This is a genomic window from Mesorhizobium sp. M0293 (assembly GCF_040321735.1).
Taxonomy (GTDB): domain Bacteria; phylum Pseudomonadota; class Alphaproteobacteria; order Rhizobiales; family Rhizobiaceae; genus Mesorhizobium.
Genome location: NZ_JAMYSA010000092.1, coordinates 1 through 23,846 on the forward strand (window position 1 = coordinate 1; position 23,846 = coordinate 23,846).

The window sequence follows — 23,846 nt, forward strand, 5'->3', positions numbered from 1 at the left end:
GCGGCGCTTTTCTCTTCCTCAAAATCATCACCCACCAACACATCCCCCCCCATCCCGCGCGGCGCTCGCCGCCCCCGCCCCCCGCGCCCCCGCCCCCCGCCCCGCCCCGCGCGGGCCCCCCCCCCCCCCCCCCCCCACGCTGCTGAGGGACGTTTAGCGGGCCGCGGTCCAGCCCTTGTAGTCCTTCAGGTTCTCAGCCGTGATCAGCTTCGGGTCAAGCAGCACGGTCGGCTCCGCTGGCTTCTTGCCGGCCAGCAGTTCAGCCGCCATCGTCAGCGACTGGCCGGCCATCACATAGGGGTCCTGCGAGGCCGACGCCTTGATCATCGAGGTGCCGGAGGAGAGTTCCTTCTCGATATCGGGCGCGCCGTCGACGGCGGTGAAGAGGAACTCCGAGCGGTTGAGCTGCTTGGCCGCAAGCTGGGCGCCGATCGCCGTCGGGTCGTTGATGGCAAACACCGCATCGATCTTGTCGAAGCGGGTGAGCAGCGACTGGAATACCTTCAGGCCGCCGTCGCGCGAGCCTTCGGCATTTTGGTCGTCGGAGAGGATCTTGATGTCGGGATGCTGCGCCAGCACGTTCTTGCAGCCCTTTACCCGCTCCAGGATAGACGACGATGCCGGCCCGTTGAGGATGACGTAATCGCCCTTGCCGCCCGTATGGTCGACCAGGTACTGGCACGCCTCTTCGCCCGCCTTGACGTTGTTTGTCATCACCGTGACGTCGGCGCCTGGCGCCGAAACGTCGAAGGCGGCAACGACGATGCCCGCCGCCTGCGCCTTCTTCACCGCCGGCGCGATCGCCTTGGCGTCGACCGCATTGAGCATGATCACGTCGACGCCGGCGGCGATGAATGAATCGACCTGCGAGACCTGCTTGTTGAGGTCATAGTCGGCCGACACCGATGTCACCTCCACCTTCGGGTTGATCTTCTTGGCCGCGTCCTCGATGCCCTTGATAGTGGCGACGAAGAAGGGGTTGCCGAGCAGGCCGACCGAGATCCCGACCTTGTTGAGGTCCTTGGCCGAAGCAGGCGCGATGGCGAGCGACGCGAGTGCGACGCCGCAGAGCAGTTTGGCGATGGTCTTCATTGCTTTCCTCCGATTGCCCCGCGCCTCTCACGGTGCGTTACACAAACCGGTCGTTGACGCCGGCGACTAAGGTCAATCACGTTCTTGCTCCTGCCTGGAGCCTGTAGCGGTCGAGGGCGACCGCCACGATGATGACCAATCCCTTGATGATGTACTGCCAGATGTCCGAAACGCCGGCCAAGATGAGCCCATTGGAGAGCACGGCGATGATCAGGCCGCCGATCAGCGTGCCCCAGATCGAGCCGACGCCGCCGACGAAGCTGGTGCCGCCGAGAATGACCGCGGCAATGGCGTCGAGTTCGTAGGACTGGCCCAGTTGCAAGCCGTTGGCGGCGTAGAGACGGGCCGCCGACATGGCGCCGCCAAGACCGGCCAGCAGGCCGGAAACGCCGTAGACGAAAAGCAGCACCAGCGGCACCTTGATGCCGGTCAGCCGCGCCGCTTCTGCATTGCCGCCGACAGCATAGATCCAGGTGCCGAGCACGGTGCGCTTGAGCACCAGCCAGGACAGCACGACGACCGATAGCGCGATGATGACCAGCCAGGGAATGCCGAACAGCGAACCGTTGCCGATGAAGTCAAACGGCAGGTCTGAATTGAACACCGTCGTGTCCTGGCCGAGCAGGCGGGCGACGCCGCGCACAGCGGTCAGCGAACCCAGCGTGACGATGAAGGGCGGCAGCTTGATGTAGGCGATGAGCAACCCGTTGATGACGCCGAAGCCGAGGCCGACCAGAATGGCCGCCGGCACGCCGAGCAGGCCCCAATCGGGCACCAGCGATACGATCACCGCCACCATCGCCGAGGCGGCAAGGATGGCGCCGACGGACAGGTCGATGCCGCCGGTTAGAATGACAAAGGTCATGCCGGCCGCCAGCACGATGTTGATCGACGATTGCTGGGTGACGATCAGCAAATTGGTCTCGGTCAGGAAGCGCGGGTTCATGAACTGGAAGCCGGCCGCCAGCAGGATCAGCACCGGCAGCATGCCAAGGGCAGCGATTGCGGTGCGCAACCGCCGGCTCGTGCCGGTGGCCTGGCCGCCCGCGCTGATCTCGGTCGCCTTGTCGGTCATTGCTGAGCCGCTCCCGTTGCAAGTTCCATGATTTTCTCCTGGCTGAGCGGATGGCCTTCGGATGCCGCCACCTCGCCCGATATCGTGCCGTCGCGCATCACCAGCACGCGGTCGGCGACGCCGATCACTTCCGGCAGTTCGCTGGAGATCATCAGGATGGCGATGCCCTGCTTGGCGAGATTGTCGATCAGCCGGTAGATTTCCGACTTCGCCCCGACGTCGACGCCGCGGGTCGGCTCGTCGAGGATGACGACCTTCGGCTCGGTTTCGAGCAGGCGGGCGAGCAGCACCTTTTGCTGGTTGCCGCCCGACAGCGAGCCGGCATTAGCCTGTACCGACCTGGTGCGGATGGAGAGATCGGCAACAGCCTTGGAAGCGCGCCTCTCGGCGGCCGCGAAGTCGCGCAGGCCGCCGGCGCGCGAATCCCTTGCCAGCACACCCATGCTTATGTTGTCGGAGATCGACATGTCGAGGAACAGGCCGAGTTCCTTGCGGTCCTCGGTCAGATAGGCAATGCCGGCATCGAGCGCCTCACGCGGCGAGCCGATGGTTACAGGCTTGCCATCGAGTTCCAGCGTGCCGGATGTGCGCCTGTCGGCGCCAAAGATCAGCCGTGCAAGCTCGGTGCGGCCGGAGCCGACCAGACCCGCCAAAGCCAGCACCTCGCCCTTGTGCAGGTCGAACGAGCAGTTCTTCAGGAGACGACCGTCGGACATGCCGCGCACCGAGAGCGCCACCGCGCGCTTTGCATCCGGCGGCCGATGGTCCTTCTTGTAGAAGGCCGACAGATCGCGGCCGACCATCATCGACACCAGGCGCGAGGCGCTGAGATCGGCGCGCTCCAGCGTGCCGACATAACCGCTGTCGCGCAGCACGCTGACGCGGTCGGCGAGCTGGTAGACCTCTTCCATGCGGTGGCTGATGTAGATGATGGCGATGCCTTGCGATTTCAGCGTCGCAATGACCTCGAACAGCCGGTCGGTCTCGCGCGAGGTCAGCGACGTCGTCGGCTCGTCCATGACGATGATGCGCGCATTGGTCGACAGCGCGCGGGCGATCTCGACCAGCTGGCGCTCGCCGAGCGACAGGCTGGAGACCATGTCGCGGGCCGAGAAGGAGACGCCGAGACGCGCGATGATCTCCCTGGCGCGCCGGGTGCATTGGTCGCGATCGACGATGCCGAAGCGGCGCGGCTCGTTGCCGAGGAAGATATTCTGCGCCACGGTCAGATTGGGCGCCAGCGACAGCTCCTGATAGATCACCGCGACGCCACTGGCGCGTGCCTTGATCGGATCGCCGGTCGCGGCGTGCATGCCGTCGATCAGGATCTCGCCACCGACATCCGGCCGATAGGCGCCTGAAAGCACCTTCATCAATGTCGACTTGCCGGCGCCGTTTTCGCCCATCAAGGCGTGCAACTCGCCGGCATGAACGCTGAGCGAGACATCCTGCAAGGCGCGGATGGCGCCGAACGTCTTGGAGATGTGTCGCATTTCCAGCACCGGCTGGCGCGCCGTCTCGACCTTGGCGGCCGCGCTCATCGTGCGCCTCCCGCCGTCGCACCAGCGATCCCCCGGTCGATGGCGAAGGCACGCCAATCATCGCGATAGAAGGCCAATCCGGTGAAACGCGACGCACGCACCGGCTCCGGAACTTCGGCGGCAAATTCCCGCCCGACACTCTCGAAGGCGAGCGCCGCGGCACCCGTGGCGCTGCCTTCCAGTGTGGCGCCCTGCAGGAAGGACTGGCCGGGACGCAGCTGCGCCAGCAGGCTGGCGAGCAGGCCGCCACTGTTCAGTCCGCCATCGACGATCACGGTGTTCTGCGAATGGATCAGGTCGAGCGACAGATCGACCATCAGCGCCACGTAGAGCAGCGCCACGGCGGCCCGCTCCTCGGCATCGGGCGTACGCCCGACCAGCCGGCCCGCACGGTCGGGCATAGGTCCGCCGGGCGCGAAGCTCGGCAATGCCATGACACTGGCGTCGATCACCCTCTGTATCGAGGACAGGCCGATCGCGCCTTGCCAGCCAGCGCTTATGGTCGCGAATTCGCGACCGCCCATGAAGCGGATGGTCGGCACGGGGCCGCCATCGACATCGACATTGACCAGCATGTCGCGATCCTGGTCGAGCGCATCGAGCGGGCAGTCCGGGTTGAGCACGACGACCCATGTGCCGGTCGAAACGACTGTGACCGGGCCGAGCTCCTGCCGGCGATAGGCATGCAGCGCCGCATTCGAGTCATGGACGCCATTGTGGATGGCGACTGGCCGCGCCAAACCTCCGAGGTGCCGTTCGCCGATCACGGCGCCGGCGCGCTCAAAAGAAGGCATTCGGTCACGCCAGCCCTGGGCGTCGACCAGCGAGGAAAAGTCTTGGCTGCGCGGCGCCCACATATGCGAGTGGCAGCCGAGATAGGACACTTCCGAGACCGCTCGCCCGCCAAGGCGCCAGCTCCAGTATTGCGGATAGCCGAGGATCGATTTCGCCGCAGCGAACGCGCCGGGATCGACCTCCTGCAGCCACAGCATGTGGCGACCGTAGTTGAAGCCGAGCGGCAGTCGCGGCGAGAAGGTTTCGGCAAAGTCCGGAATGCAACGATCGATCCGCGCGGCAATCTCGGCCGGCGGTTCTTGCTCGTAATCAAGGATCGGGTGCGTCAGCGCCGCCTCGTCGATCAAGGCGAAGGTGCAGCCATGGCCCGACATCATCAGCCCCTCGACGCCATGGCTGTCGGCCGCATCGGCAACGGCATTGAGCGCCCAATCGTGGAGCGCTGCCTCGTCGAGCACGCTGAAGCCGCCTTGGCGCACCCATTTCGGTTGTGTCCGGCGCTCGTCGAGAATACGCCCGTCCTGACCGAAGACGAACAGCTTCGAATTGGTCTTGCCGAAATCGAGGACGGCCACCTTCACTGGATGGCTCCCGAGGATGAGGCTATCCGCACCATGACGCCGGCGTCCTCGAGCATGCGCGCATCGGTGTCGGAGAGACCGTCGTCGGTGACCAGCGTCCCGATGCGGGAAAGCGGCAGCGCGACATTGCGCGCATGGATCGACAGTTTGCGGCTGTCGGCCAGCACCACGATCTGGTCGGCGCAGAGGCTGAGGTCGACGATGGAGCGCACCAGCAGCGGATGCGATTCCAGCACGCCTTCCTGGCCAATGCCTTGCGCGCCGAGAAAGAACTTCGACGCGTAGAAGGGCACGGCCTGGGTCGGTGAATGGATGATGCCCGGCTCACGGTGCAGTTCGCCGCCGGCAACGGTCAGGCTGCAGTGGCCGTGGTCGCTCAAATAGGCCGCCAGCGGCATCGAATTGGTATAGAGCCGAATGCTGCGCTCGGCGAGCTTGACCCCGAGATGGAAGCAGGTCGAGCCGCCATGCACGATGACCGCGTCGCCGTTGCGCACCATGGTCGCCGCGAGAGCTGCGATCTGCCGCTTGGCCTCGACCGCAAGGTCGCGGTTCTCGTCATAGGGCCTGGCATAGGCGACGCCCGCCTGGGAAGCCCCGTCAAGCGCCGAGATGCCGCCGTAGACCTTCCGAGCTTCGCCGGCTTCGTCGATCCTGTCGATGTCGCGCCTGACCGTCGCGGCGGAAACGCCGAGCCGTTCTTGAAGCTCGCGCACCGAGGCGAACGGGCGATCCCGCAGCAGTTCGACGATCTGACGCTGACGGCCGGAGTCGCTCACTCTTTCCTCCCGAGTGCCCTTTTCCATGGCAATTGGCGCAACTTACTCAACATTAGCCAGATTGCAAGCGGGTTTTGATGATAGTAGATCACTATTGACGTAGATCACTCGCATCTGCGATATCAGCGCCAGTTCGATCCCGGCAACGGGATTTCGCGCAGGACACGGCCGAGCCGTTGGAGGAAAAGCGCCATGGCAACCCAAGCTGACGCGCAGGAACTAGCCGCCTTGCGGGCGCTTTCGGCCAGCATCGGGCAGAGCCCGCATCTGACCCAGGCGGCAGGCGGCAACACCTCGCTGAAAGCCGGCGACACGTTGTGGATCAAGGCCTCCGGCACCTGGCTGAAGGATGCGCTCACCGACGACATCATGGTGCCGGTGGCGATGACGCCGCTGCTCAGGGCCGTCGAACAGCGCGACCGCGCCGCCGACCAGCCGCAGGGCTTCACCATTGCGGCGCTCAATCCGCGCGGCTTGCGTCCGTCGATCGAGACCACGGTGCACGCCCTGATGCCGCAGCGCGTCGTTCTGCATGTCCACTGCGTCGACACCATCTCGCTTGCCGTGCAGACCGATGGCGAGGCCGAGGTTGCCAGGCGGCTCGATGGCATCGAATGGGCCTATGTGCCCTATTTCCGGCCGGGCCTGCCACTTGCCCGCGGCATTGCCGAAAAACTGCGGCCTGATGTCGACGTGCTGATCCTTGCCAATCACGGGCTGGTCGTCGCCGCCGAAACCGTCGTGGGGGCGGAGCTTCTGCTGCATCGCGTCAGGTCCCTGCTGGCCCGGCCGGCGCGCGCGACCGCCGCGCCCGACCTTGCCACCTTGGCGGTGCTTGGCGGCGACAGTGGCTACAGATTGCCGGCCGATGTCGAAGCACATGCGGTTGCGCTCGACCCGGAGAGCCGTCGCATGGCGGAGGCCGGTAGCCTTTATCCGGACCACGTCATTTTCCTCGGCCAAGGCTCCGTCGTCGCCGGACCCGGCGAGACTGTGGCTGATACTATCGCACGGCTGGCTACGGCGCCGGCGGCGATCCTGTTTCCCGGCGCTGGCGTACTGATGCGCGGCGATGCCAGTGCTGGCGCCGACGCCATGCAACGCTGCCTCGCCGACGTGACGGCGCGCATAGACATTGCGGCGCGGCTGAACTATCTCACCGCCGCCGAGAATGACGAGCTGGTCAACTGGGACGCCGAACAGTATCGCCAGAAGCTCAACGCGGCCGGCGGCTAGAACATGATCCCGAAAAGTGGATACCGGTTTTCGGAAAAGATCATGCTCAAACGAACATAGAGCAAAGGACAGATGCCATGATGCCACTTGCCATCGGCATCGACATCGGCACGTCAGGTGCGCGCGCCGTGGCCATGCGCCCAGATTTCTCCATTGCCGGGCATTCGGCTGTTCCGCTCGACAGATTCAGTAGTGATGGCCGCGACCCGGCGGCATGGTGGCAAGCGGTCGAGGCGGCGCTGATCGAACTGCTTTCCGGCATCGACCGTGCAGCGGTCGGCGCCATCGCCGTCGACGGCACGTCGGGCACGCTGCTGCCGGTCGACGCCGCCGGGCGACCTCTGGCCGAACCGCTGATGTACAACGACAAGGTCGCCGACGACGACATCCTGGCCGCAATCGCCTGCGCGGCGCCGGCTGCAAGTGCTGCGCACGGCCCAACATCAGGGCTTGCCAAGGCACTCCAGTTTCAGCGCCTGTCCGGCGTCGCGAAGATGTTGCACCAGGCCGATTGGATCGCCGGAAATTTCTCCGGTCGCTTCGATATCAGCGACGAGAACAATGCGCTGAAGACAGGCTATGACGTCGAGGCCCGGCGCTGGCCGGACTGGATCGCGGCGGCCGGGATGCGCATGGAGTTGCTGCCGCGCGTCGTCGAACCGGGCGAGGTCACCGGCGCTCTCACCGCTGCCGCCGCGGAGCAGTTCGGCTTGCCGCGCGATGTGGTCGTTGTCGCCGGAACGACGGACGGCTGCGCCTCGTTCCTGGCCACCGGTGCCGCGGCCATCGGCGACGGCGTCACCGCGCTGGGGTCCTCACTGACCATCAAGATCCTGTCCGACCGGCCGATCTCGGCGCCGCGCTTCGGCATCTACAGCCATCGGCTTGGCAACACCTGGCTGGCCGGCGGGGCGTCGAATTCCGGCGGCAAGGTGCTGGCGCAGCATTTTCCGCTCGCGCGCATCATCGAACTCAGCGCGGCAATCGACCCCACGACCGAGACAGGCCTTGACTACTACCCGCTCAGCACCGCTGGCGAACGCTTCCCGATCGCCGATCCCGCGCTGCCGCCACGCCTCACACCCCGGCCAGCGGACGATGCCGGCTATCTCAAGGCGATGTTCGAGGGCATCGCCGCGATCGAAGCGCTTGGCTATGACCGGCTTGCCGAACTTGGTGCGCCCGCACTGACGTCGGTCAGGAGCGTCGGAGGCGGCGCGGCAAACCCGACCTGGACGGCGATCCGGCAGCGCCAGCTCGGCGTCGACTTTCTGCCCGCGCTTTCCGACGAGGCCGCCGCCGGCACGGCGCGGCTGGCGCTGCAGGGTGCAAGCGAGGCGGAGTTCCTATGAGGACGAAAAACGTAGAACGTCTCGAGGGCATCGGGCCGCTGGCGGAACGTTACGACGTGTTCCTGCTCGACCAGTTCGGCGTGCTGCATGACGGAACACGGCCCTATCCGGACGCGGTGGCGGCCCTGTCGGCACTGAAGCGCGCCGGCAAGACCGTGGTGCTGATTTCCAATTCCGGCAAGCGGGCCCAACCCAATGAAAGCCGGCTCATGAAACTCGGCTTTGAACCGGGAAGCTGGGACCATTTCGTCTCTTCCGGCGAGGTAGCGTGGCGATCCTTCAATGACATGGCGGAATCGGGAAAGCTGCGCCCGGGGACAAAATGCCTGCTGATCAGCCGCGACGACGACCGTTCGGCGATCGAGGGCCTGCCTTTTGTGCTGACCGGGACAGGCGACAACGCCGAACTGGTGCTGATCTCGGCCAGCGAGGGCGACCGCTACGACCTCGATCACTATCGCCGGCTGCTTGCCCCGGCAGCGGCGCGGCGGGTGCCGTGCTTCTGCACCAATCCCGACAGGATCATGCTGACGGCGGTCGGACCCCGCTACGGCGCCGGCGAGATCGCCGATCTCTACGAAAGCCTTGGCGGCAACGTCATCCGCATCGGCAAGCCCTACAAGGCGATTTTCGACGCTGCACTGGCGCTGGCCGGCGAGCCGGAGCGCCATGGCGTGGTCTGCGTCGGCGACAGCGTCGAGCACGACATATCAGGAGGAAACAGCGCTGGCATCGCCACGGCGCTAGTTTTGAGTGGGATATTGGCGGACACATCAGATCTCGCTGCCGTTTTCGATGAACAGCAGGCCTGGCCGGACTACATCACGGATAGCTTCAGCTTCCGCTGACCGCTTCCAGCATGCGCCGAGCGCTCTCCTCGTCGGTGATCAGGATCGTCGGCGCGATGAGGGTCATGGCGCCGAGCAGCGCCTCGGTCTTCTCCGCACCGCCGGAGGTGAGGATGCGGATCGGCGCCTTGCGCAGGCGATCGACATCCACCGACATCACGTGGCTGTTGACGGGATGGTCGACCAGATCGCCATTGCGGTCGAAGAAATGGAACAGAAGGTCGCCAACGGCGCCACGCGCAAGCAGGGCCTCCCGATCCGCTTCCTTAAGAAAGCCGCCGCGTGAAAAGGTGGTGGCCGAGGCGATGCCGCCGACGCTCAGCAGAACGGCATCAAGCACGTTGGCCATCTCAAAAACCTCCTGCAGGCCGCAGCGCTCGACCAGCGCGATCTTGGTCTCGACGCTGTCGACGACGGCCGGCGTCGGGATCAGATAGCCGTCGCCCTGGAAGATTTGGGCGAAGCGCCAGGCGAACTCCGCCGGGTTGTAGCGCCGCACGACGCCGACGCCGCCAAGCAGCGAAATGACCTTGAAGTCGGTGAGCGACTTGGCGCTGATGAAGGGCAGGCTCGAAAACAGCGTTCGGCCCCAGCCGACGCCGACACGCATGCCGGATTTCATCGTATCTGACACGAAACTGCCGGTCTTGGCGCTGATTGCCGGTAACGGATCGGCGTCGGGCGTGGAAAGCGGCGCCACCAGCGCCTGCTGCAGCCCGAAAGTCTTTTCCAGCGCGCGTTCAAGCCGCACGATTTCCGACAATTCGCTCTCGATGCTGATCTTGACCTCGTTGCGCGCGCGGGCGTCCGCCAGCATGCGCACGATGGTGACGCGGCCGACGCCGAGCACATCGGCGATTTCATTCTGCGTCATCTGCTCGACGAAATACATCCAGGCGGCGCGAATCCTCAGGCGATCCGTCCGGCTTTCGCTGGCGACCTGCTCGGTTGCCTCGCCCCGGCCGTTTTCGCTTTCGCCCTGTCGTCGCCTGCCCACGCCTGTGTCTCCCCCTGCGGCGATGGACGAGCGCGCCGTCGCCGATTCTGCATGCTGGTCTAGTATCGCCTATTGATCTACCAATCGATAGGAACAATGTAGAGGTGATGGCCACCCCCTGTTGGCGGCCATCCGCAGCAATTTCGAGGCAATCCGCGATGCTCCGACAAATCTCCGAAGATGTCCGCGTCAACCTGAAGGACCGGCTGCGGGAAGTTCGCGACGCGATCCGCCAGAGCCGCCATGACGGCAGCGGCGACGCCAGTGTCCTGCGCGAAGCAACCAGCCATCTGCCGCCCTTTCCGGGCAAGGGCATCGAGGGCCTGCTCAGCCACGCCGCGAGTGCCGTCGACGAAGCGCTGTCGATCGCTGAATCCTTCGTCCCGCATGAGCGCCCGATAAAGGTGGACGGCACGACGGTAAAGGGCCTCGGCACCTATTTCCCGGTCGGCAACGAGGATCGCCAGCTGAGCGCGGAGCGCCTGTTCCGGCGCGATATGTATTATTTGACCAAGGCGGTGCTTGCCGGTCTGAAAATCGACAATGCCCGCATCCACGAAGCCGATTTTGCGGCCGTCCATGTCACGATGCGCAAGCGGCATGGCGACCTTTTGGCTGCATTGGCCGCGCCTGACGCCGGACTGCAGGCGATCGCGGCCATTTGTTCGGCGTTGCTGGTCGAGTGCCTCAACCAGCGTCCCGTTCGCTTTGCCGAGACCGCGCCGGAAACGCCGGCGGTGGGCGGCCAAGCGCTCGACATAAGCTGCCTGGCGCCGCTCGCCTTGGCCTGCGGCCTGGCAACCACCGGCAGGGACGGTTCGCCGGAACCGGATATGCTGGAGATCGCGATCCTGGCAGCCGATATCCGTCACGACCGCATCGTTCAGGCCTGCGCCAAGGCGAGCCCGATCGCTGAGCTGACACCGGTTTTCGCCACCTTGCTTGCCCATTTGCCGTAATTGTCGAGACTTCGGCTAGCCTTCCGCCGCCATCGCCATAATCGTCTTCTTGGCGCGCTGGATCGAGGCAGGACTCATCGAAAGCTCGGTCAGCCCCATCTTCACGAACGTCGCAATAAGGTCGGGACGGCCGGCGGCCTCGCCGCACATGCCGACCATGATGCCGGCGGCGACGCCGGCTTTGGCCGTCATTTCGATCGCCGACATGACGGCCGGATTGGTGACGTCGTTGAGCTTTGCCACTGTCGGGTTCAGCCGGTCGGCGGCCATGATATACTGGGTGAGATCATTGGTGCCGATCGAGAAGAAAGCCACCTCCTTGGCTAAAGCCGGGGCGATCAGCACGGCGGCGGGGGTCTCGATCATCACGCCGAGATCGAACGTCGCATGCGGCACCCTTTCGGCTTTCAGTTCGGCGGCACATTCCTCGACCAGAACCCGCGTCTGCCTGACCTCTGATATGTCGGAGATCATCGGCAGCATCACCTTGATGTTGCCATGCACGGCCGCCCGCAGCAGCGCCCGCAGCTGACGCTTGAAGATATCGGGCCGGTCGAGGCACATGCGGATACCGCGCCAGCCGAGGAACGGGTTTTCCTCATCGGGAAATTCGATGCCGGCGATCGGCTTGTCGCCACCGATGTCGAGCGTGCGCACGATGACAGGGTACGGCGCAAAAGCCTTGGCCAGCGCCGCATAGGTTTCCGCCTGCATGTCTTCCGACGGCAGATGCATATGGCGCATGAACAGAAGCTCGGTACGGAACAGGCCGACGCCCATGGCGCCAGCCTCTAGTGCTGCCTCGATTTCCTCAAGCGAGCCGATATTGGCCGCAACCTCGATGATCCTGCCGTCGGCGAGCTTCGGCGTCACCGTCTTGAAGACGGTCAGCCCGGCGCGCTCCTTCGCCGCCGCTTCGACGCGGCCGGCGAAGTCGGCGCGGGTCGCCTCGTCGGGATCGATGATCACATGGCCGGCGTTGCCGTCGAGCGCGACTTCTCGCGCGGTGCGCAGGGCGTTGACCTGGTCGCCGAGGCCGAGCACCGCCGGAATACCGTGCGAGCGGGCAATGATGGCGATGTGCGAGGTCGCGCCGCCATGGCCGCAGACCACGCCGCCGATGCGCTTCAGCGGCGCACGCGCGAGATCCCAGGCGCCGATGTCGTCGGCAATCAGGATGGCGCCCTCGGGGATGTTTTCGAGGGTGACATCGTCTTGTCCAAGCAGCACCAGGCAGATCTGCCGGCCGACTGCGTGAACGTCATCCGCACGCGCGTTCAGATAGTGATCATCGACGGCGCTGAAATCGGCGGCGATGGTGGAGGCCGCGGTAATGACGGCCGAGACCGCATCGTTGCCGCCCTTGATCAGTCCCTCGGCCTCGCCGGTCAGGCTGTCGTCGGCGGCGATGTCACGGAGCGCGGCGACGATGCCGCGGTCTCCGGCCGACAGGCTGTCCTGCGCCAACGCATCGTCCATGCGCGCCTGGACGGCGGCGACAGCAGCGCGGAACCTGTCGATCTCACCGGCGATCTCCTCGGCTTGCAACATGCGGCCCTGCCCCGCGATATCAGGCGGGAAATGCGCAAAGGCCGGGCCGATGGCGAAGCCTTCGCTTGCGGCTACACCGCGCAGGCCGTTTGCTCGACCAGGTGCCGCCGACTCGGATTCTGGCACTGACGCGGGTGCCATGTCCTGCCCGGCCGCATTCGCCGGGCTCTGCGACTCGGCTTCATCATCCAGGCCCGCCTTGGGATTCTCGAGATAACCGATCAACGCCTCGATCGCCTCGATCGCGTCGGCACCGTTCGCCCGCACGGTGACTTCCTGGTTCTCCTTGACCGCCAGCAGCATCAGCTTGACCGAACTCTTGGCACTGACCGCCTTGCCATCCTTGACCAGCTCGACATCGGATTCGAAACCCTTGGCGAGCTTGACGAACCGCGTCGCGGGACGGGCGTGCAAACCTTCATGCACTCTGACAATGGTCGAGCGTTCCATGGCAAATACTCTGGTTTTGGGCGCCGCTCCCAACATAGAACGCGACGCGAATGCTGTCAGGCGGCGATGGTGATGATCGCGCCCGTCTTCAGGGCGGCCACGAGCGCTTGCGTATCGACTGGCGATGCGCAGATCTCGCCCGGCCTCTCGGCCTCGTCGGCGCCGTTGAACGAGATGACGACATGGCCCATTTCGAGCACCTTGCTCCATGCGCTGGAGCCGACCGCGGTTATAACAGCTGAAACCGGGCCGAGGGTGATCGAAGCGCCCTTGGCGGGCGCTCCGTCACTCGGTCCCTGCTCGGTCTGATGGAGCACCGAAACCTCTGCAAGCTCCGGCGGCGAGCCATCCGCAAACAGGATGACCACGCCCGCTTCGGCGAGGTCCGCCACTTCGGGTCCGATGGCAGTGACCCGTGTTCTCAAAAGAACCGTCATATGGCGAACCTCATTTTCCAATAATCCCTAGAGCGGTGAACCGCTCTATCTCTTTGTTTTGACGCAATTCCGGACGGAAAACCGTTTCACACTTTTTTCCTGGAATTGCTTCAGAACACGACCAGGCTGACGATCCAGGCGATCAGCACCGAGACCGGTCCCATGATCTGGCGGCTGATCAGCACCGCCGGAACACCGATTTCGATCGTCTTCGGTTTGGCTTCACCGAGCGCCAGACCAACGGGGACGAAGTCGCAGCCCACCTGGGTATTGTAGGCAAACAGCGCCGGCAGTGCCATCGCCGGCGAAATCGTGCCGTTGGCGATCTGCGGGCCGATAATGGCAACGCCGATGACCTGCGCGATGACAGCGCCCGGCCCGAGGATGGGCGACAGGAACGGCAAGCCGCAGATCGCCGAGATGATCAGCAGGCCGACGATGTTGTTGGCCAGCGGCCCCATCGGCTGTGCCAGCACATCGCCGATGCCGGTGTACAGGATCAGACCGATGAGCATGGTCACGAAGGCCATGAACGGCAGCACGTTGCGGATGACCTGATCGATGGTGCGGCGCCCGGCATTGAAGAAGATACCGACGATACGCCCCATGACGCGGCCTATCGAGCTGATGAGGCCGATCAGCCCACCCTCGCTTGGCAACGGCTGTGGTACCGCAGTGGCATTGCTATTGCTCGAACCCATCGCTGCTGCTCCCCCTGCAGTGGTGACCGTTTCGGATCCGTCCGCCATTTTGATGTTGGCCGGCTTTACGCCCGAAACGTAGATGTCCTCGGTGATGAACTGGGCCAGCGGCCCGGATTGACCGACCGGCGTCAGGTTGACGGTCGGGATGCGCTTGCGCGGATAGACGCCGCATCGTGCGGTGCCGCCGCAATCGACGACGACCACCGCCATCTCGCTTTCGATCGGCGGCGCCCTGAAGCCGTCGACGGCTTCGGCACCGGTCATGTCGGCGATGAGCTGCGCCACCGGGTGAATGCCACCGCCAGTCACCGAAACAACCTTGCTTCGCTGCGCGGTCGGCTCGATGACCAGTGGGCCGCCCCAGCCGGTCTTGCCCTGGGAGATCTGTACGGCTTTGTATATCTTGTCCATGATGTCCTCCCCGCCCTTACAGCTCGACGCCCTGGCGGCGCGCCATGATGGCGGTGATGCGTTCGGTCAGCATGCCCTTGAGCAGGATGACGACGAGGCCGACGATGGCGTACCAGATCGCCACCTTGACGTGGTAACCGGCGACGACGACGCCCTTCTTCTCCAGCTCCAGCAGCGCGACGAGAATGCCGCCCCAGACGAAATATTCACCGGGATTGATGTGCGGGAACAGGCCGAGCGGCGGGTGCACATAGGACACGGCCGCGTCATAGAAGGCCGGCTTGTGCTTCTCTTCCAGGAACGATCCGAACGTGTAGGCCATCGGATTGGTGAGGAAGAACACCGCCAGCAGCGGCAACAGCGTGTAGCGGGTCAGCGCGATCCGGCCGGCGCCGCGCGCCAGGCCATGCACACGCTCTTCACCGACCAGTTCGGTGACGGCGTAGAAGGCCGTCATCAGCACCACCAGCGTCGGAATGATGCCGGTGACGAAGCCGGCGAACACCTCGCCGCCCTTCTGGAAGATGCCGATGAAGTACTTGCCGATGGCGGTCAGCCAGCCGAGCTGCTCTTCCTGCTGGACGTCCTTCAGCTTTTCCTTGAACTGATCGACAGTGATCGGTCCGCTGTCCGCTTGCGCAAGGACAACGAGATGGTCAGAGGCATGCTCGACGGCGAGCTTGCCATGCAATGCAGCATCCGAGACCATGGCACCTGCGACATGCAGATTGTGCACGGCCATATCGGCATGCTGCGCCAACAACGAAAATACAGACATCTCTCCTCCTTATGCCGCCCGCCGGTTGATCCCAGTCGGTGCGCGGCGTCCTCTCGTCCTCTAGGCCCTTGCTACGTTCAAACCGGACAGGCCCGGCTTCTTTCCCGGCTCCGACCGTGTTTTGTCGATCTGTTCGATCGCCCGTTTCACGGCCTCGGCCACACCGGGTTCCCCCTCCCCCATGATTACAGGGTTGGACCGGAGTCGATCGAGGGGAACGCCCTCGAACTCTTCATGTCTTTTGAACTTGGTGAACACGGAACGGCCGCTCATCACCATCAGGCGGCGCACGACCAGATCGGGTGTCACCACGACGAGCGCGATAGTGCCCTTGGCCAATCGACCGCGAAAATTGCCGGCTCCGACGAAGCCATCCTTGTATTGGTCGGTGACGCCCCTGAAGACGTCCGAATAGTGTCGCATCTGCAGCCAGACGCCGAGCGATTGCAGCGCCCACACAATAACCAGCAGAAGCAGTCCCCACTGCCAAATCGCCATTCGGTTCTCCTCCCGAAGCCTCAGTTGAACCGCACCTTGGACCGACGCGTGACAACAGCAAAGTGAGAACATTTGTTTCCAAGAATGTCAATATGTATGATATTGGCATCGACCATTGTCATCCACAGGGGCCGTCAACCGATTTCGGCGACGGCGCCGTTGTGCTACCCTGACCGGGAAACAGGATACGCGGAATATGGATCTGCCCTTTAGGGACGAACTGGCCCTGATGCCCGACCTTCGCCATCGGTTGCGGCAATTGCGCTGGTTCCGCGCTACCTTCCGCGGCAGCGCCAAGGTGGTCTCGGACACGTTCGGCGTGCGCTTCGAGATCGACGAGGCCAAGCTCACCAGGGCCTTTCTCGACTGGGTCGAAATCATGGAGGCGCAGAAGCGCTTCGCCGCGATCGACCGCGCCGACTTCATCGTCTTTGCCGCCGGCCTCGTGCTGCGCGAACTGATAAAGCAGGCGCCGGCCAAGGAAATCTCCGGCCTCACCCAGCTGATCGAGACGGAAACGAATGCCGGCACGCTGGAAATCGTCCGCTTCTGGCCGGAAGGGTTCCTTTACACCAACTACTGCGTCTCGGTGATTTCGGCGATCCACGAGCAGGAATTCGGCACAGCGCCGAGCATCGACAAATGCGCCGACGATCTGCGCACCTGGTGGTCCTATCGCGAGAACGTGACCGAGATGCCGGCCTATGCGGTGGCCTTCCTCGATCGCTTCCTCGGCGCCGAACCGAACTGGATCACGCCGGATCGCGCACAGTCCCGGCAAGCCATGCAACGGGCGCTCGGGACTTCCCGTGCGAGCGATGCGCTGCGCCAGCTTTGAACTGCCGGCTTGTGGCCCAAAACACCCGCGCTATTGAACATTTGACTTTTTGCCGATAGCGATGTGCGAAATTGACTCGAAAGGAAAGCGCGTGGCGCGATCAAGGCCTATCATTTTCGATTGCGACGGCGTTCTCGTCGACAGCGAGCCGCTGGCCGCACGGGCCTACGAGCGCGTCTATGAAAAGCACGGCATGCCCGGCGTAAACACCGGCATCATCGCCCAGTGCATCGGCATGAAGCAGTCCGACATCATCGCCAAGATCAGGGAATTGACCGGGCACCAGTTTCCGGCAGCGTCCGACGGCGACATCTGGGCCGAGACCAAAGTGCTGTTTTCCGAGGAGTTGAAGCCGACACCCGGGATCACCGCATTTCTGCGGGCGCTTGCCGGCGACCGCTGTGTCGCCTCTTCATCCTCCGTCGAGCGCATAAACCACAGCCTTGCCGTTGCCGGGTTGGCAATGTTTTTCGGCGATGCGATCTACAGCTCCTCGATGGTCAAGAACGGCAAGCCCGCACCGGACATCTTCCTCTTCGCCGCCGACAAGATGGGCGCCAACCCGGCTGATTGCATCGTCATCGAGGATTCGCCATTCGGCATCCAGGGTGCGGTCGCGGCCGGCATGACGGCGATCGGCTATACCGGTGGCGGTCACACTTATGCCGAGCACTGCGCGCGACTGACGGCGGCGGGCGCCAATTTCGTCTGCGGCGATTGGCAAGAAGTTAGCCGGCAATTGGCCGGACTCGGCGTGCCGGCCTAATTTAGCGGATACTTAGTGAATCCACGGCTGGCCCATTCGCCAGGAGGGACTAATGATCCCACACGGTAGTTGAAGGATAGGACCCTCGTCGCATCGGGATCGACCTCACACCGGAAGTTTAGATTATACCAGGTATTTCTGGTGCTGAAGGCGGCCTGAGTAGGATTGAGAACATTGCCTTTGTCCAGCGTAATGGTTGGCACCCATTTGACCGGATAGTCGGCACTTTGCAGTTCCCGGCTCAGAACATTGCCGCAAAGGGTGGCCACGCGCTGACCGCGCGGCACATTATCCATGGAGCTTGTGGCGAACGCGTTGCCGGTTGCCCCCTGCGAGTAAAGCTTTCTGACGCCCGGGAGGCCGGAATAGATCGGCGATCCTGCAACGTCGTTGTTGGTGGGATTTGACCTTCCAGCATTCCCGATCGGCGCTTTGAAGGCTCTTGCGGGTTTAAACGCCATTGTCTTGGCAGGTTTGGGCTTTGCCTTTCCAGTTGAGGCCGGGGGCGCCGGCTTACCAGCGGTCTCAGCCGCCAATGGCTTTGGCGTCACGACCGCTTGCTTTTCGGCGGGTTGCGGTGCGAGCCTTTGATTGTCCGGCTGCTGTTTGTCAGTGTCCTCGGTCTCCTGCTTCTCCTCGTTTTGCGCAGGTTTGGCGTCCGGCGCAACGGTGGCCGGCTTCTCATCGGGCTTGCTGGGCTCTGCATTCTGTTGTGGCGTTGCAGCCGAGGCGGGCTGGGTCGGCGCGGGCGTCGGTGCTTCAGGCGGCTTCGCCGCCTCATCCTTGGCCGGCGACGGCGTGTTGGGTTTAGCGCTGCTTCCGTCGAGCGATTTCTCGGGCCCGGTATCTTTCTGGCCGTATTGGAAAACGCGCTTCAGAATCTGGTCGTCTGGCGGTTTCGGCGGTTCCAGAGGCGGCTTTTGTTCAGGCGGCTTTTCAGCCTTCTTTTCAGGTGTCGGCTCCGGTGGCTTTGGAGTAGGTTGCGGCTTAGGCTTCTCGGGCGGCGGCACGATCGCGACATTGACGGGCTGCTCCTGCTGATCCGGCTGCTGCTCGGATCTCGGCAGGCCAAAGAACAAGAACGCTGAGATCAAGGCATGCAGGATCAGCGATGCGGCTAAGGCCCATCGCCAATTGCGAAACCATTCTCGTATCTTGCCGTTCATTGCGCCCGATGTGGAATGAAATAAAGGCGGCTTCAAGCATAAGCACGGGATTGACGCAATTTGACCGGTGACAGCTTGGTGATCTGCGCTCGCACGGGCCGTGCGTCACCAAAATGCTGGCGCGGCTCAAGCAACTCGACGATCCAGACCTGAAATCAGCTAGTAGCTTTGCCGATGGCGCTGAATCCCATCCAGAAACCGGTCATCCAGCCGGGTTTCGCCAAACCAGTTCAGCCGGTTGATGCTGACGAGGCCGGCATCGATCACCTCGTTCTCGTCGCCCGGCTCACTCGCATGAGCCCGCCCGCGCGGGACAGTGATGACGGTGCGATCACCATCGCTCTCCACGATCTCGGCCTTGCGGGCGATCTTGTCGCGGCCAATGCGCGGCTGGCGGATTCCGGCCGGCAGCGCGGTCGGCAGGTTGACGCTTAACCAATGCCCCTCCGTCGCCCAGTCGGCGCGCGATTGCCACAACGAGGCGATAAGCTCACCCAGCCACTGGTCGTCGGCATCGGTGAAATCAGGATTCTTCACACGCGAAAAGCCAATGGCCGGCACGCCCCAGAAGGTCGCCTCGCGCGCAATGCCAAGTGTGCCGGAATAGGCGAGGTCTTCGGCGACGTTGCGGCCGTCATTGACGCCCGCCAGCACCAGGTCCGGTCTCCGCGCATCGGCAAACAGCCACGTCATCGCGCTCACCACGCAATCGGCCGGCGTGCCGGAACAGGAATGCCAGCCTGGCTTTGTGCGCCGCATCGTCAAGGGCCTGGCGATCGTCAAGGACGAACCGGCGGCGGTGCGCTTGCCGTCGGGCGCGACCACCCAGACATCGTCGCTCAACGCGCTTGCGGCCTTGACGAGACGGGCAAGCCCCGGCGCTTCGATGCCGTCGTCGTTGCAGATCAGAATTCTCATCGTCTTCTGGCCTCCGGAACCGTGATGCGCTGGCCGGTGCGGTATTGTGTGCGCAGCGATGGGATATGGATTTTGAGATCGCCGAGAAGTTCGGCGGCGCAGGAGTGACCGAGCGCCGCAGGACGCCCGGCCCTCTCCCAGATATCGACATTGCCTGACAGCGTCGGATGAGTGGGCATGCGCACCCAGTCCGCCCGGCCGGCTTTGTGCAACAGATCGCCTGGTGAACCTGAAGGCAGATGCCCGGTGAGCAGTACTGGAAGCCCGGTCTCGCTCGCGCGCGGCAGCAGCCGTGACGATGGGCCGGCCTCACCCATGCCGTCATCAGCAAGCAACGGCATTGACGGCAGGGGATCGGCATCGGTCCAGTCGGCTGCTTCCCGCAAGCGGCGTCGCAGAAACTCTGAAACACCCGGCAACAAGGCTGCCGTGGCGCCGATCTGCGCTTCCAGGGACGAACGCATGCCGGCGTGGATGGCAAACGGTCCCGGCAAGGCCGCGATCAGCTCCAGCGACCGCCCCGAAAGCGGTGTCGGCAAGAGGCACCCTTGCGGATGCTTCGCGATCCAGTCCGAAATGGCTTGGGCCCGTGCCGCCCCTGGCACCGGATCGGCGCCATAGGACGCATCGAGGACAAGCAGGTCGCAGTGTGGGATCGTGTCCATGACGAACACGTTGCTGTCCGGCACCACGTCGGCGGAATAGGCAACGCGGCTCTCGCCATCGTCGACGGCAAACCAGACGCCGCCCACGACATGCCCCGACCGTCCGGTCCGGATGGAGAGATTGCCGCTCTCCAGCGTATCCCCCGGTTCGAACAATTCGATGCGGTCCTTCGGAAAGGGGAACTGCCTGAAATCCTCGGGATCAGCATAACCGGCAAGTGTCGCCGGAGCCTCGTCGCGGGTCTCGGCCGTCATGAAAATCGGGCCGGCATAGCCGCGCGACAACAGCCAGCTCAGTGCACCGACATGATCCTCATGCGCATGCGAGACGAACAGCGCATCGATGTCGGCGACCAACCCGTTCAGTGCCGGATAATATTCCGCTCCGGAGGCGCCGACCTTGATGCCGACGTCGAGCAGGATGCGATCGTTGCCGCTGCTGACAGCAAGACTGGTGCGGCCTTTTTCGCCGAAGCCGCCGAGCAGGTCGAGCATCATCACGATGCCGCCCCCGCTGCCGGGATCAGCCAGCCGGATCGTATCCGCAGACGCGCCTGGGCTCCGCTCTCCAGCATGACTGGGTCGGGCTGTTCGAAATGCAGGGTGAGGCTGGGGTCGGTCGAAGGCGTGAATTCGATGCGTGCCGCGCCGCCCTGGTAGATTACCCGCTTGACCAGACCATTGAAGCCTGGGCCGTCTGGCGACACGTCGAGATCGGCTGACCGGCAGCAGATCTTTGCCCCGGCCCTCGGCCGCTCGCCAGGCCGGCAGCGCACAACCAGTTCAGCGCCGAGAACCCGGACCTTGCAGTGGCCTGCCAGCTCCGCGCTCAGCACTTCGACGGGCAGCAAAATGCCTTGCGAAATGAAGGACGCCACCATTTCATTTGCCGGCTCATGATAAAGCTCGCGCGGCGTCGCCAACTGGGCGAGGCGCCCGCCGTCCATCACCGCGATCCTGTCGGCCAGCGCCATCGCCTCGGCCTGATCGTGGGTGATGTAGACGATGGTCGTGCCGGTGCGCTTGTGGAAGGACGAGAACTCGTCCTCCATCGAGGCCCTCAGATGGACGTCCAGATTGGCGAGCGGCTCATCGAACAGCACCAGCGAGGGCGCGGCGACAAGGCAGCGTGCAAGGGCCACGCGCTGGCGCTGGCCCCCGGAGAGATTGGCCGGCCGGCGCTCGCCCAGCCCCTGCAGATTGACCAGCGCCAGCGCGTCTTCGACCTTCTTGCGCGCGACCACCTTGTCGAGCTTCGCAACCTTCAGCGAATAGCCGATGTTCTCGGCCACCGTCATGTGCGGCCAGAGCGCATAGTTCTGGAAGACGATGCCGACGCGCCGCTTCTCCGGCGCGACACTGCCGCCCTTGCCCGACACGACCTCGCTGCCGATGCGGATCTCGCCTGAGGTCACCTTCTCGAATCCGGCCACCAGCCGCAGCAACGTCGTCTTGCCGCAGCCGGAGGGGCCGAGCACCGCCAGGAACTCGCCGTCACCAACATCGATCGACACGTCCTTGACGGCGTCGAAATTGGCGAAGCTCTTGGTCACATTGTCCAGGCTCAATCGCGCCATGGCAGCACTCCGGTCGGAAGGTAGGGGGCAAGCAGATTGGTCACCAGCATCAGCACGAAGGTGACCGCCACCGTGATGACCGACATCGCCGCCGCGTAGTTGGAATCGCCGCCCTGCTCGAAGGAAAACATGACGACGCCGATCGTTTCCGAGCCCGAAGACCACAGCAGCGCCGACACGGTGAGTTCGCTCAGCGCCGTCATGAAGATCAGCAGGCCGCCGGCGATCGCCGCCGGCGCTACCAAGGGAAAGATGATCGTACGCATGCGTGTGAACAGCCCGGCGCCCGCCACTTGCGCTGCCTCCTCCAGCGCCCGGTCGATCTGGTGATAACCGCTGATGGTTGGCCGCAACGCCAGCACCAGGAAGCGGGCGAGGTAGGCATAGAGGATGATCCAGACGGTGTTGTAGAGATGGATGCCGGTCAGCGGGATCGGCCGCAGGAACAGGAGCAACGAGGCGATCGCCAGCACCACACCGGGCAGGGCGTAGGGCAGTTCGATCGACAAATTGAGCAGCCGCACCCAGCGCTGTTTGCCCCAGGCGATCAAATAGCCGATCGGCACGGCGACCAGGACCGCGAAGAAGGCGGCGGCAATCGACAGCCAGAAGCTGTTGAAGAAGGCGCGGCTGGCCGCATCATGCTCGAACAGCACGAAGCGATAATTGTCGAAGGTTGCCGTCTTGGCGGTAAGCGCGATGCCGTAGCCCGGCACCAGCGACGTCAGCACTAGCCCGAACAGCGGCAGGAACAGCACCGCCACGATCAGCAGCCACATGCCGGCCTGGACGGCCGGCCGCCAGCGGCCGAGTTCATAGGGCTCCGCCGCCAGCGATGTGGAGCTGATGCGATAATCACGGCGACGGCTCATGACCTCCTGGGCAAGAATACCCGCCATGGCGATGATACCGATCAGCACCGACAGGAATGCGGTTTCGCCCAGCACCGCCGGGCCGCCGCCGGCCAGCTTCTGATAGATGAGCGTCGGCAGGACGAGGTAGTTGGCGGGAATGCCGAGGAAGGCCGGAATACCGAAATTGCCGACGCAGGAGACGAAGGCGAGTGCCGCGGCCGCCATGATCGACGGCGTCATCAGTGGCAGCACGATGGTGACCAGCACGGTGAACCAGCCGGCGCCGCCCGCCCGCGCCGCCTCGACCAGTTCGCGCGGCAGCTTGCGCAGGCCCGCCCGCACCAGCAGGAAGACCAGCGGCCCATACTGCACGCCGAGCAGCAGGATGATGCCCGATGTGGAATAGAGCGGGTTTTTGGTGCCGAGCGGCGGTGCCGCGCCGAACAGTTTGAGGAACGGGCTTGCCGGGCCGAACAATTGCAGCCAGGCCAGCGCCGTCACCTGCGGCGCGATCATCAACGGCATGACATAGCAGAGCACCAGGGCGCTGCGGCCGCGTATGTCGGTCAGCGTGATGAGGACGGCGACCAGCGTTCCCGAGAGCACCGCAAGCAGGGTGCCGCTGACGCCGACGACCAGCGTGTGCCATGTCGCGATCCAGGTCGCGGGACTGGCAAGCCCGGCCTTGATCGCTGCGGCCGACAGCGTGCCGCCTGGTGCCACGATCTCCTTGATGAGACGCAGCATCGGCAGCAGGGAGAGCAGGACGATGACGACGGCCACCGCCGCCGTCAGGACCATTTCCTGGCCCCGGCTTTCCCTGATCCGTGTTGACATGATTGCTTTTCCTGGGATCGATCAGCCGATGCGCTCGGGTTTCGCGCGGGGGGGGGGGGGGGGGCGGGGGGGGGGGGGGGGGGGGGGGGGGGGGGGGGGGGGGTGGCGTTGAGAGAGCCAGGCAGGGGCGGGGGAAGGGTG

22 protein-coding genes are annotated in these 23,846 nt (G+C 64.3%); 6 read left to right on the top strand and 16 right to left on the bottom strand.

What is annotated here, in order from left to right; genetic code table 11:
* Positions 1–153: 153 nt before the first annotated feature.
* The 5 genes from NKJ06_RS26530 to NKJ06_RS26550 all read right to left on the bottom strand — a co-directional run bounded on the left by NKJ06_RS26530 (position 154) and on the right by NKJ06_RS26550 (position 5,863).
* Positions 154–1,092 (bottom strand): ABC transporter substrate-binding protein, encoded by a 939-nt coding sequence (locus tag NKJ06_RS26530; RefSeq protein ID WP_352635740.1) that lies wholly within the window; start codon positions 1,090–1,092, stop codon positions 154–156.
* Between the two features lie 76 nt (positions 1,093–1,168).
* Positions 1,169–2,167, bottom strand: coding sequence for an ABC transporter permease subunit (locus NKJ06_RS26535; RefSeq protein ID WP_352635741.1), 999 nt, complete (start codon positions 2,165–2,167; stop codon positions 1,169–1,171).
* On the bottom strand, positions 2,164–3,708 hold the full coding sequence (locus NKJ06_RS26540) for a sugar ABC transporter ATP-binding protein (protein ID WP_352635743.1): 1,545 nt from the start codon (positions 3,706–3,708) through the stop codon (positions 2,164–2,166). The genes NKJ06_RS26535 and NKJ06_RS26540 overlap by 4 nt, the downstream gene beginning before the upstream one ends.
* A complete protein-coding gene (locus tag NKJ06_RS26545) occupies positions 3,705–5,084 on the bottom strand; it encodes an FGGY-family carbohydrate kinase (RefSeq protein WP_352635745.1) in 1,380 nt (459 codons plus the stop codon). Before NKJ06_RS26545 ends, NKJ06_RS26540 begins: the two co-directional genes overlap by 4 nt.
* On the bottom strand, positions 5,081–5,863 hold the full coding sequence (locus tag NKJ06_RS26550) for a DeoR/GlpR family DNA-binding transcription regulator (protein WP_352635747.1): 783 nt from the start codon (positions 5,861–5,863) through the stop codon (positions 5,081–5,083). The genes NKJ06_RS26545 and NKJ06_RS26550 overlap by 4 nt, the downstream gene beginning before the upstream one ends.
* Positions 5,864–6,055: 192 nt before the next feature.
* Here NKJ06_RS26550 and NKJ06_RS26555 point away from each other — a divergent pair, with 192 nt between their 5' ends.
* The 3 genes from NKJ06_RS26555 (at position 6,056) to NKJ06_RS26565 (ending at position 9,299) form a co-directional block, all read left to right on the top strand.
* Positions 6,056–7,099: a class II aldolase/adducin family protein gene (locus NKJ06_RS26555; protein WP_352635749.1), complete on the top strand. Its 1,044-nt coding sequence runs from the start codon at positions 6,056–6,058 to the stop codon at positions 7,097–7,099.
* Positions 7,100–7,176: 77 nt separating this feature from the next.
* Complete coding sequence (locus NKJ06_RS26560) at positions 7,177–8,451, top strand: FGGY-family carbohydrate kinase (protein ID WP_352635750.1); 1,275 nt, start codon at positions 7,177–7,179, stop codon at positions 8,449–8,451.
* Positions 8,448–9,299, top strand: coding sequence for a TIGR01459 family HAD-type hydrolase (locus NKJ06_RS26565; protein WP_352635751.1), 852 nt, complete (start codon positions 8,448–8,450; stop codon positions 9,297–9,299). The genes NKJ06_RS26560 and NKJ06_RS26565 overlap by 4 nt, the downstream gene beginning before the upstream one ends.
* Here NKJ06_RS26565 and NKJ06_RS26570 read toward each other — a convergent pair.
* A complete protein-coding gene (locus NKJ06_RS26570; protein WP_352635753.1) occupies positions 9,286–10,296 on the bottom strand; it encodes a sugar-binding transcriptional regulator in 1,011 nt (336 codons plus the stop codon). The two genes, NKJ06_RS26565 and NKJ06_RS26570, sit on opposite strands and share 14 nt — an antisense overlap.
* A 158-nt stretch (positions 10,297–10,454) precedes the next feature.
* On the opposite strand from NKJ06_RS26570, the gene NKJ06_RS26575 reads away from it, so the two are divergent.
* Positions 10,455–11,255: a hypothetical protein gene (locus tag NKJ06_RS26575; RefSeq protein WP_352635754.1), complete on the top strand. Its 801-nt coding sequence runs from the start codon at positions 10,455–10,457 to the stop codon at positions 11,253–11,255.
* A gap of 15 nt (positions 11,256–11,270) precedes the next feature.
* On the opposite strand, the gene ptsP is transcribed toward NKJ06_RS26575, so the two are convergent.
* The 5 genes from ptsP to NKJ06_RS26600 all read right to left on the bottom strand — a co-directional run bounded on the left by ptsP (position 11,271) and on the right by NKJ06_RS26600 (position 16,084).
* On the bottom strand, positions 11,271–13,256 hold the full coding sequence (gene ptsP / locus NKJ06_RS26580) for a phosphoenolpyruvate--protein phosphotransferase (RefSeq protein ID WP_352635756.1): 1,986 nt from the start codon (positions 13,254–13,256) through the stop codon (positions 11,271–11,273).
* Positions 13,257–13,312: 56 nt separating this feature from the next.
* Positions 13,313–13,693, bottom strand: coding sequence for a PTS glucitol/sorbitol transporter subunit IIA (locus NKJ06_RS26585; RefSeq protein ID WP_352635758.1), 381 nt, complete (start codon positions 13,691–13,693; stop codon positions 13,313–13,315).
* A gap of 110 nt (positions 13,694–13,803) precedes the next feature.
* Positions 13,804–14,808 (bottom strand): PTS glucitol/sorbitol transporter subunit IIB, encoded by a 1,005-nt coding sequence (srlE, locus tag NKJ06_RS26590; RefSeq protein WP_352635760.1) that lies wholly within the window; start codon positions 14,806–14,808, stop codon positions 13,804–13,806.
* A gap of 16 nt (positions 14,809–14,824) precedes the next feature.
* On the bottom strand, positions 14,825–15,586 hold the full coding sequence (gene srlA / locus NKJ06_RS26595; RefSeq protein WP_013529328.1) for a PTS glucitol/sorbitol transporter subunit IIC: 762 nt from the start codon (positions 15,584–15,586) through the stop codon (positions 14,825–14,827).
* Positions 15,587–15,646: 60 nt separating this feature from the next.
* Positions 15,647–16,084, bottom strand: a complete 438-nt coding sequence (locus NKJ06_RS26600) for a transcriptional regulator GutM (protein WP_352635762.1) — start codon at positions 16,082–16,084, stop codon at positions 15,647–15,649.
* A 196-nt stretch (positions 16,085–16,280) separates the two neighbouring features.
* Between NKJ06_RS26600 and NKJ06_RS26605 the strand changes: the two genes are divergently transcribed.
* Both NKJ06_RS26605 and NKJ06_RS26610 read left to right on the top strand, forming a co-directional pair.
* Positions 16,281–16,922, top strand: coding sequence for a hypothetical protein (locus tag NKJ06_RS26605; RefSeq protein ID WP_352635764.1), 642 nt, complete (start codon positions 16,281–16,283; stop codon positions 16,920–16,922).
* A gap of 91 nt (positions 16,923–17,013) precedes the next feature.
* Positions 17,014–17,688 carry an HAD family hydrolase gene (locus NKJ06_RS26610; RefSeq protein WP_352635765.1) on the top strand — a complete coding sequence of 225 codons (675 nt, stop codon included), beginning with the start codon at positions 17,014–17,016 and terminating at the stop codon, positions 17,686–17,688.
* Here the strand turns inward: NKJ06_RS26610 and NKJ06_RS26615 are convergent.
* From NKJ06_RS26615 to NKJ06_RS26635, 5 genes are all read right to left on the bottom strand, one after another.
* Positions 17,685–18,854 carry a DUF930 domain-containing protein gene (locus tag NKJ06_RS26615; RefSeq protein WP_352635767.1) on the bottom strand — a complete coding sequence of 390 codons (1,170 nt, stop codon included), beginning with the start codon at positions 18,852–18,854 and terminating at the stop codon, positions 17,685–17,687. The genes NKJ06_RS26610 and NKJ06_RS26615 overlap by 4 nt on opposite strands.
* 159 nt (positions 18,855–19,013) lie before the next feature.
* Complete coding sequence (locus NKJ06_RS26620) at positions 19,014–19,772, bottom strand: 5'/3'-nucleotidase SurE (RefSeq protein WP_352635769.1); 759 nt, start codon at positions 19,770–19,772, stop codon at positions 19,014–19,016.
* Complete coding sequence (locus NKJ06_RS26625) at positions 19,769–20,935, bottom strand: MBL fold metallo-hydrolase (protein ID WP_352635775.1); 1,167 nt, start codon at positions 20,933–20,935, stop codon at positions 19,769–19,771. The genes NKJ06_RS26620 and NKJ06_RS26625 overlap by 4 nt, the downstream gene beginning before the upstream one ends.
* Positions 20,935–22,014: an ABC transporter ATP-binding protein gene (locus tag NKJ06_RS26630; RefSeq protein WP_352635771.1), complete on the bottom strand. Its 1,080-nt coding sequence runs from the start codon at positions 22,012–22,014 to the stop codon at positions 20,935–20,937. The genes NKJ06_RS26625 and NKJ06_RS26630 overlap by 1 nt, the downstream gene beginning before the upstream one ends.
* Entirely contained in the window at positions 22,002–23,705 is a 1,704-nt protein-coding gene (locus NKJ06_RS26635; protein WP_352635773.1) for an ABC transporter permease, read from the bottom strand. Before NKJ06_RS26635 ends, NKJ06_RS26630 begins: the two co-directional genes overlap by 13 nt.
* Positions 23,706–23,846 lie beyond the last annotated feature (141 nt).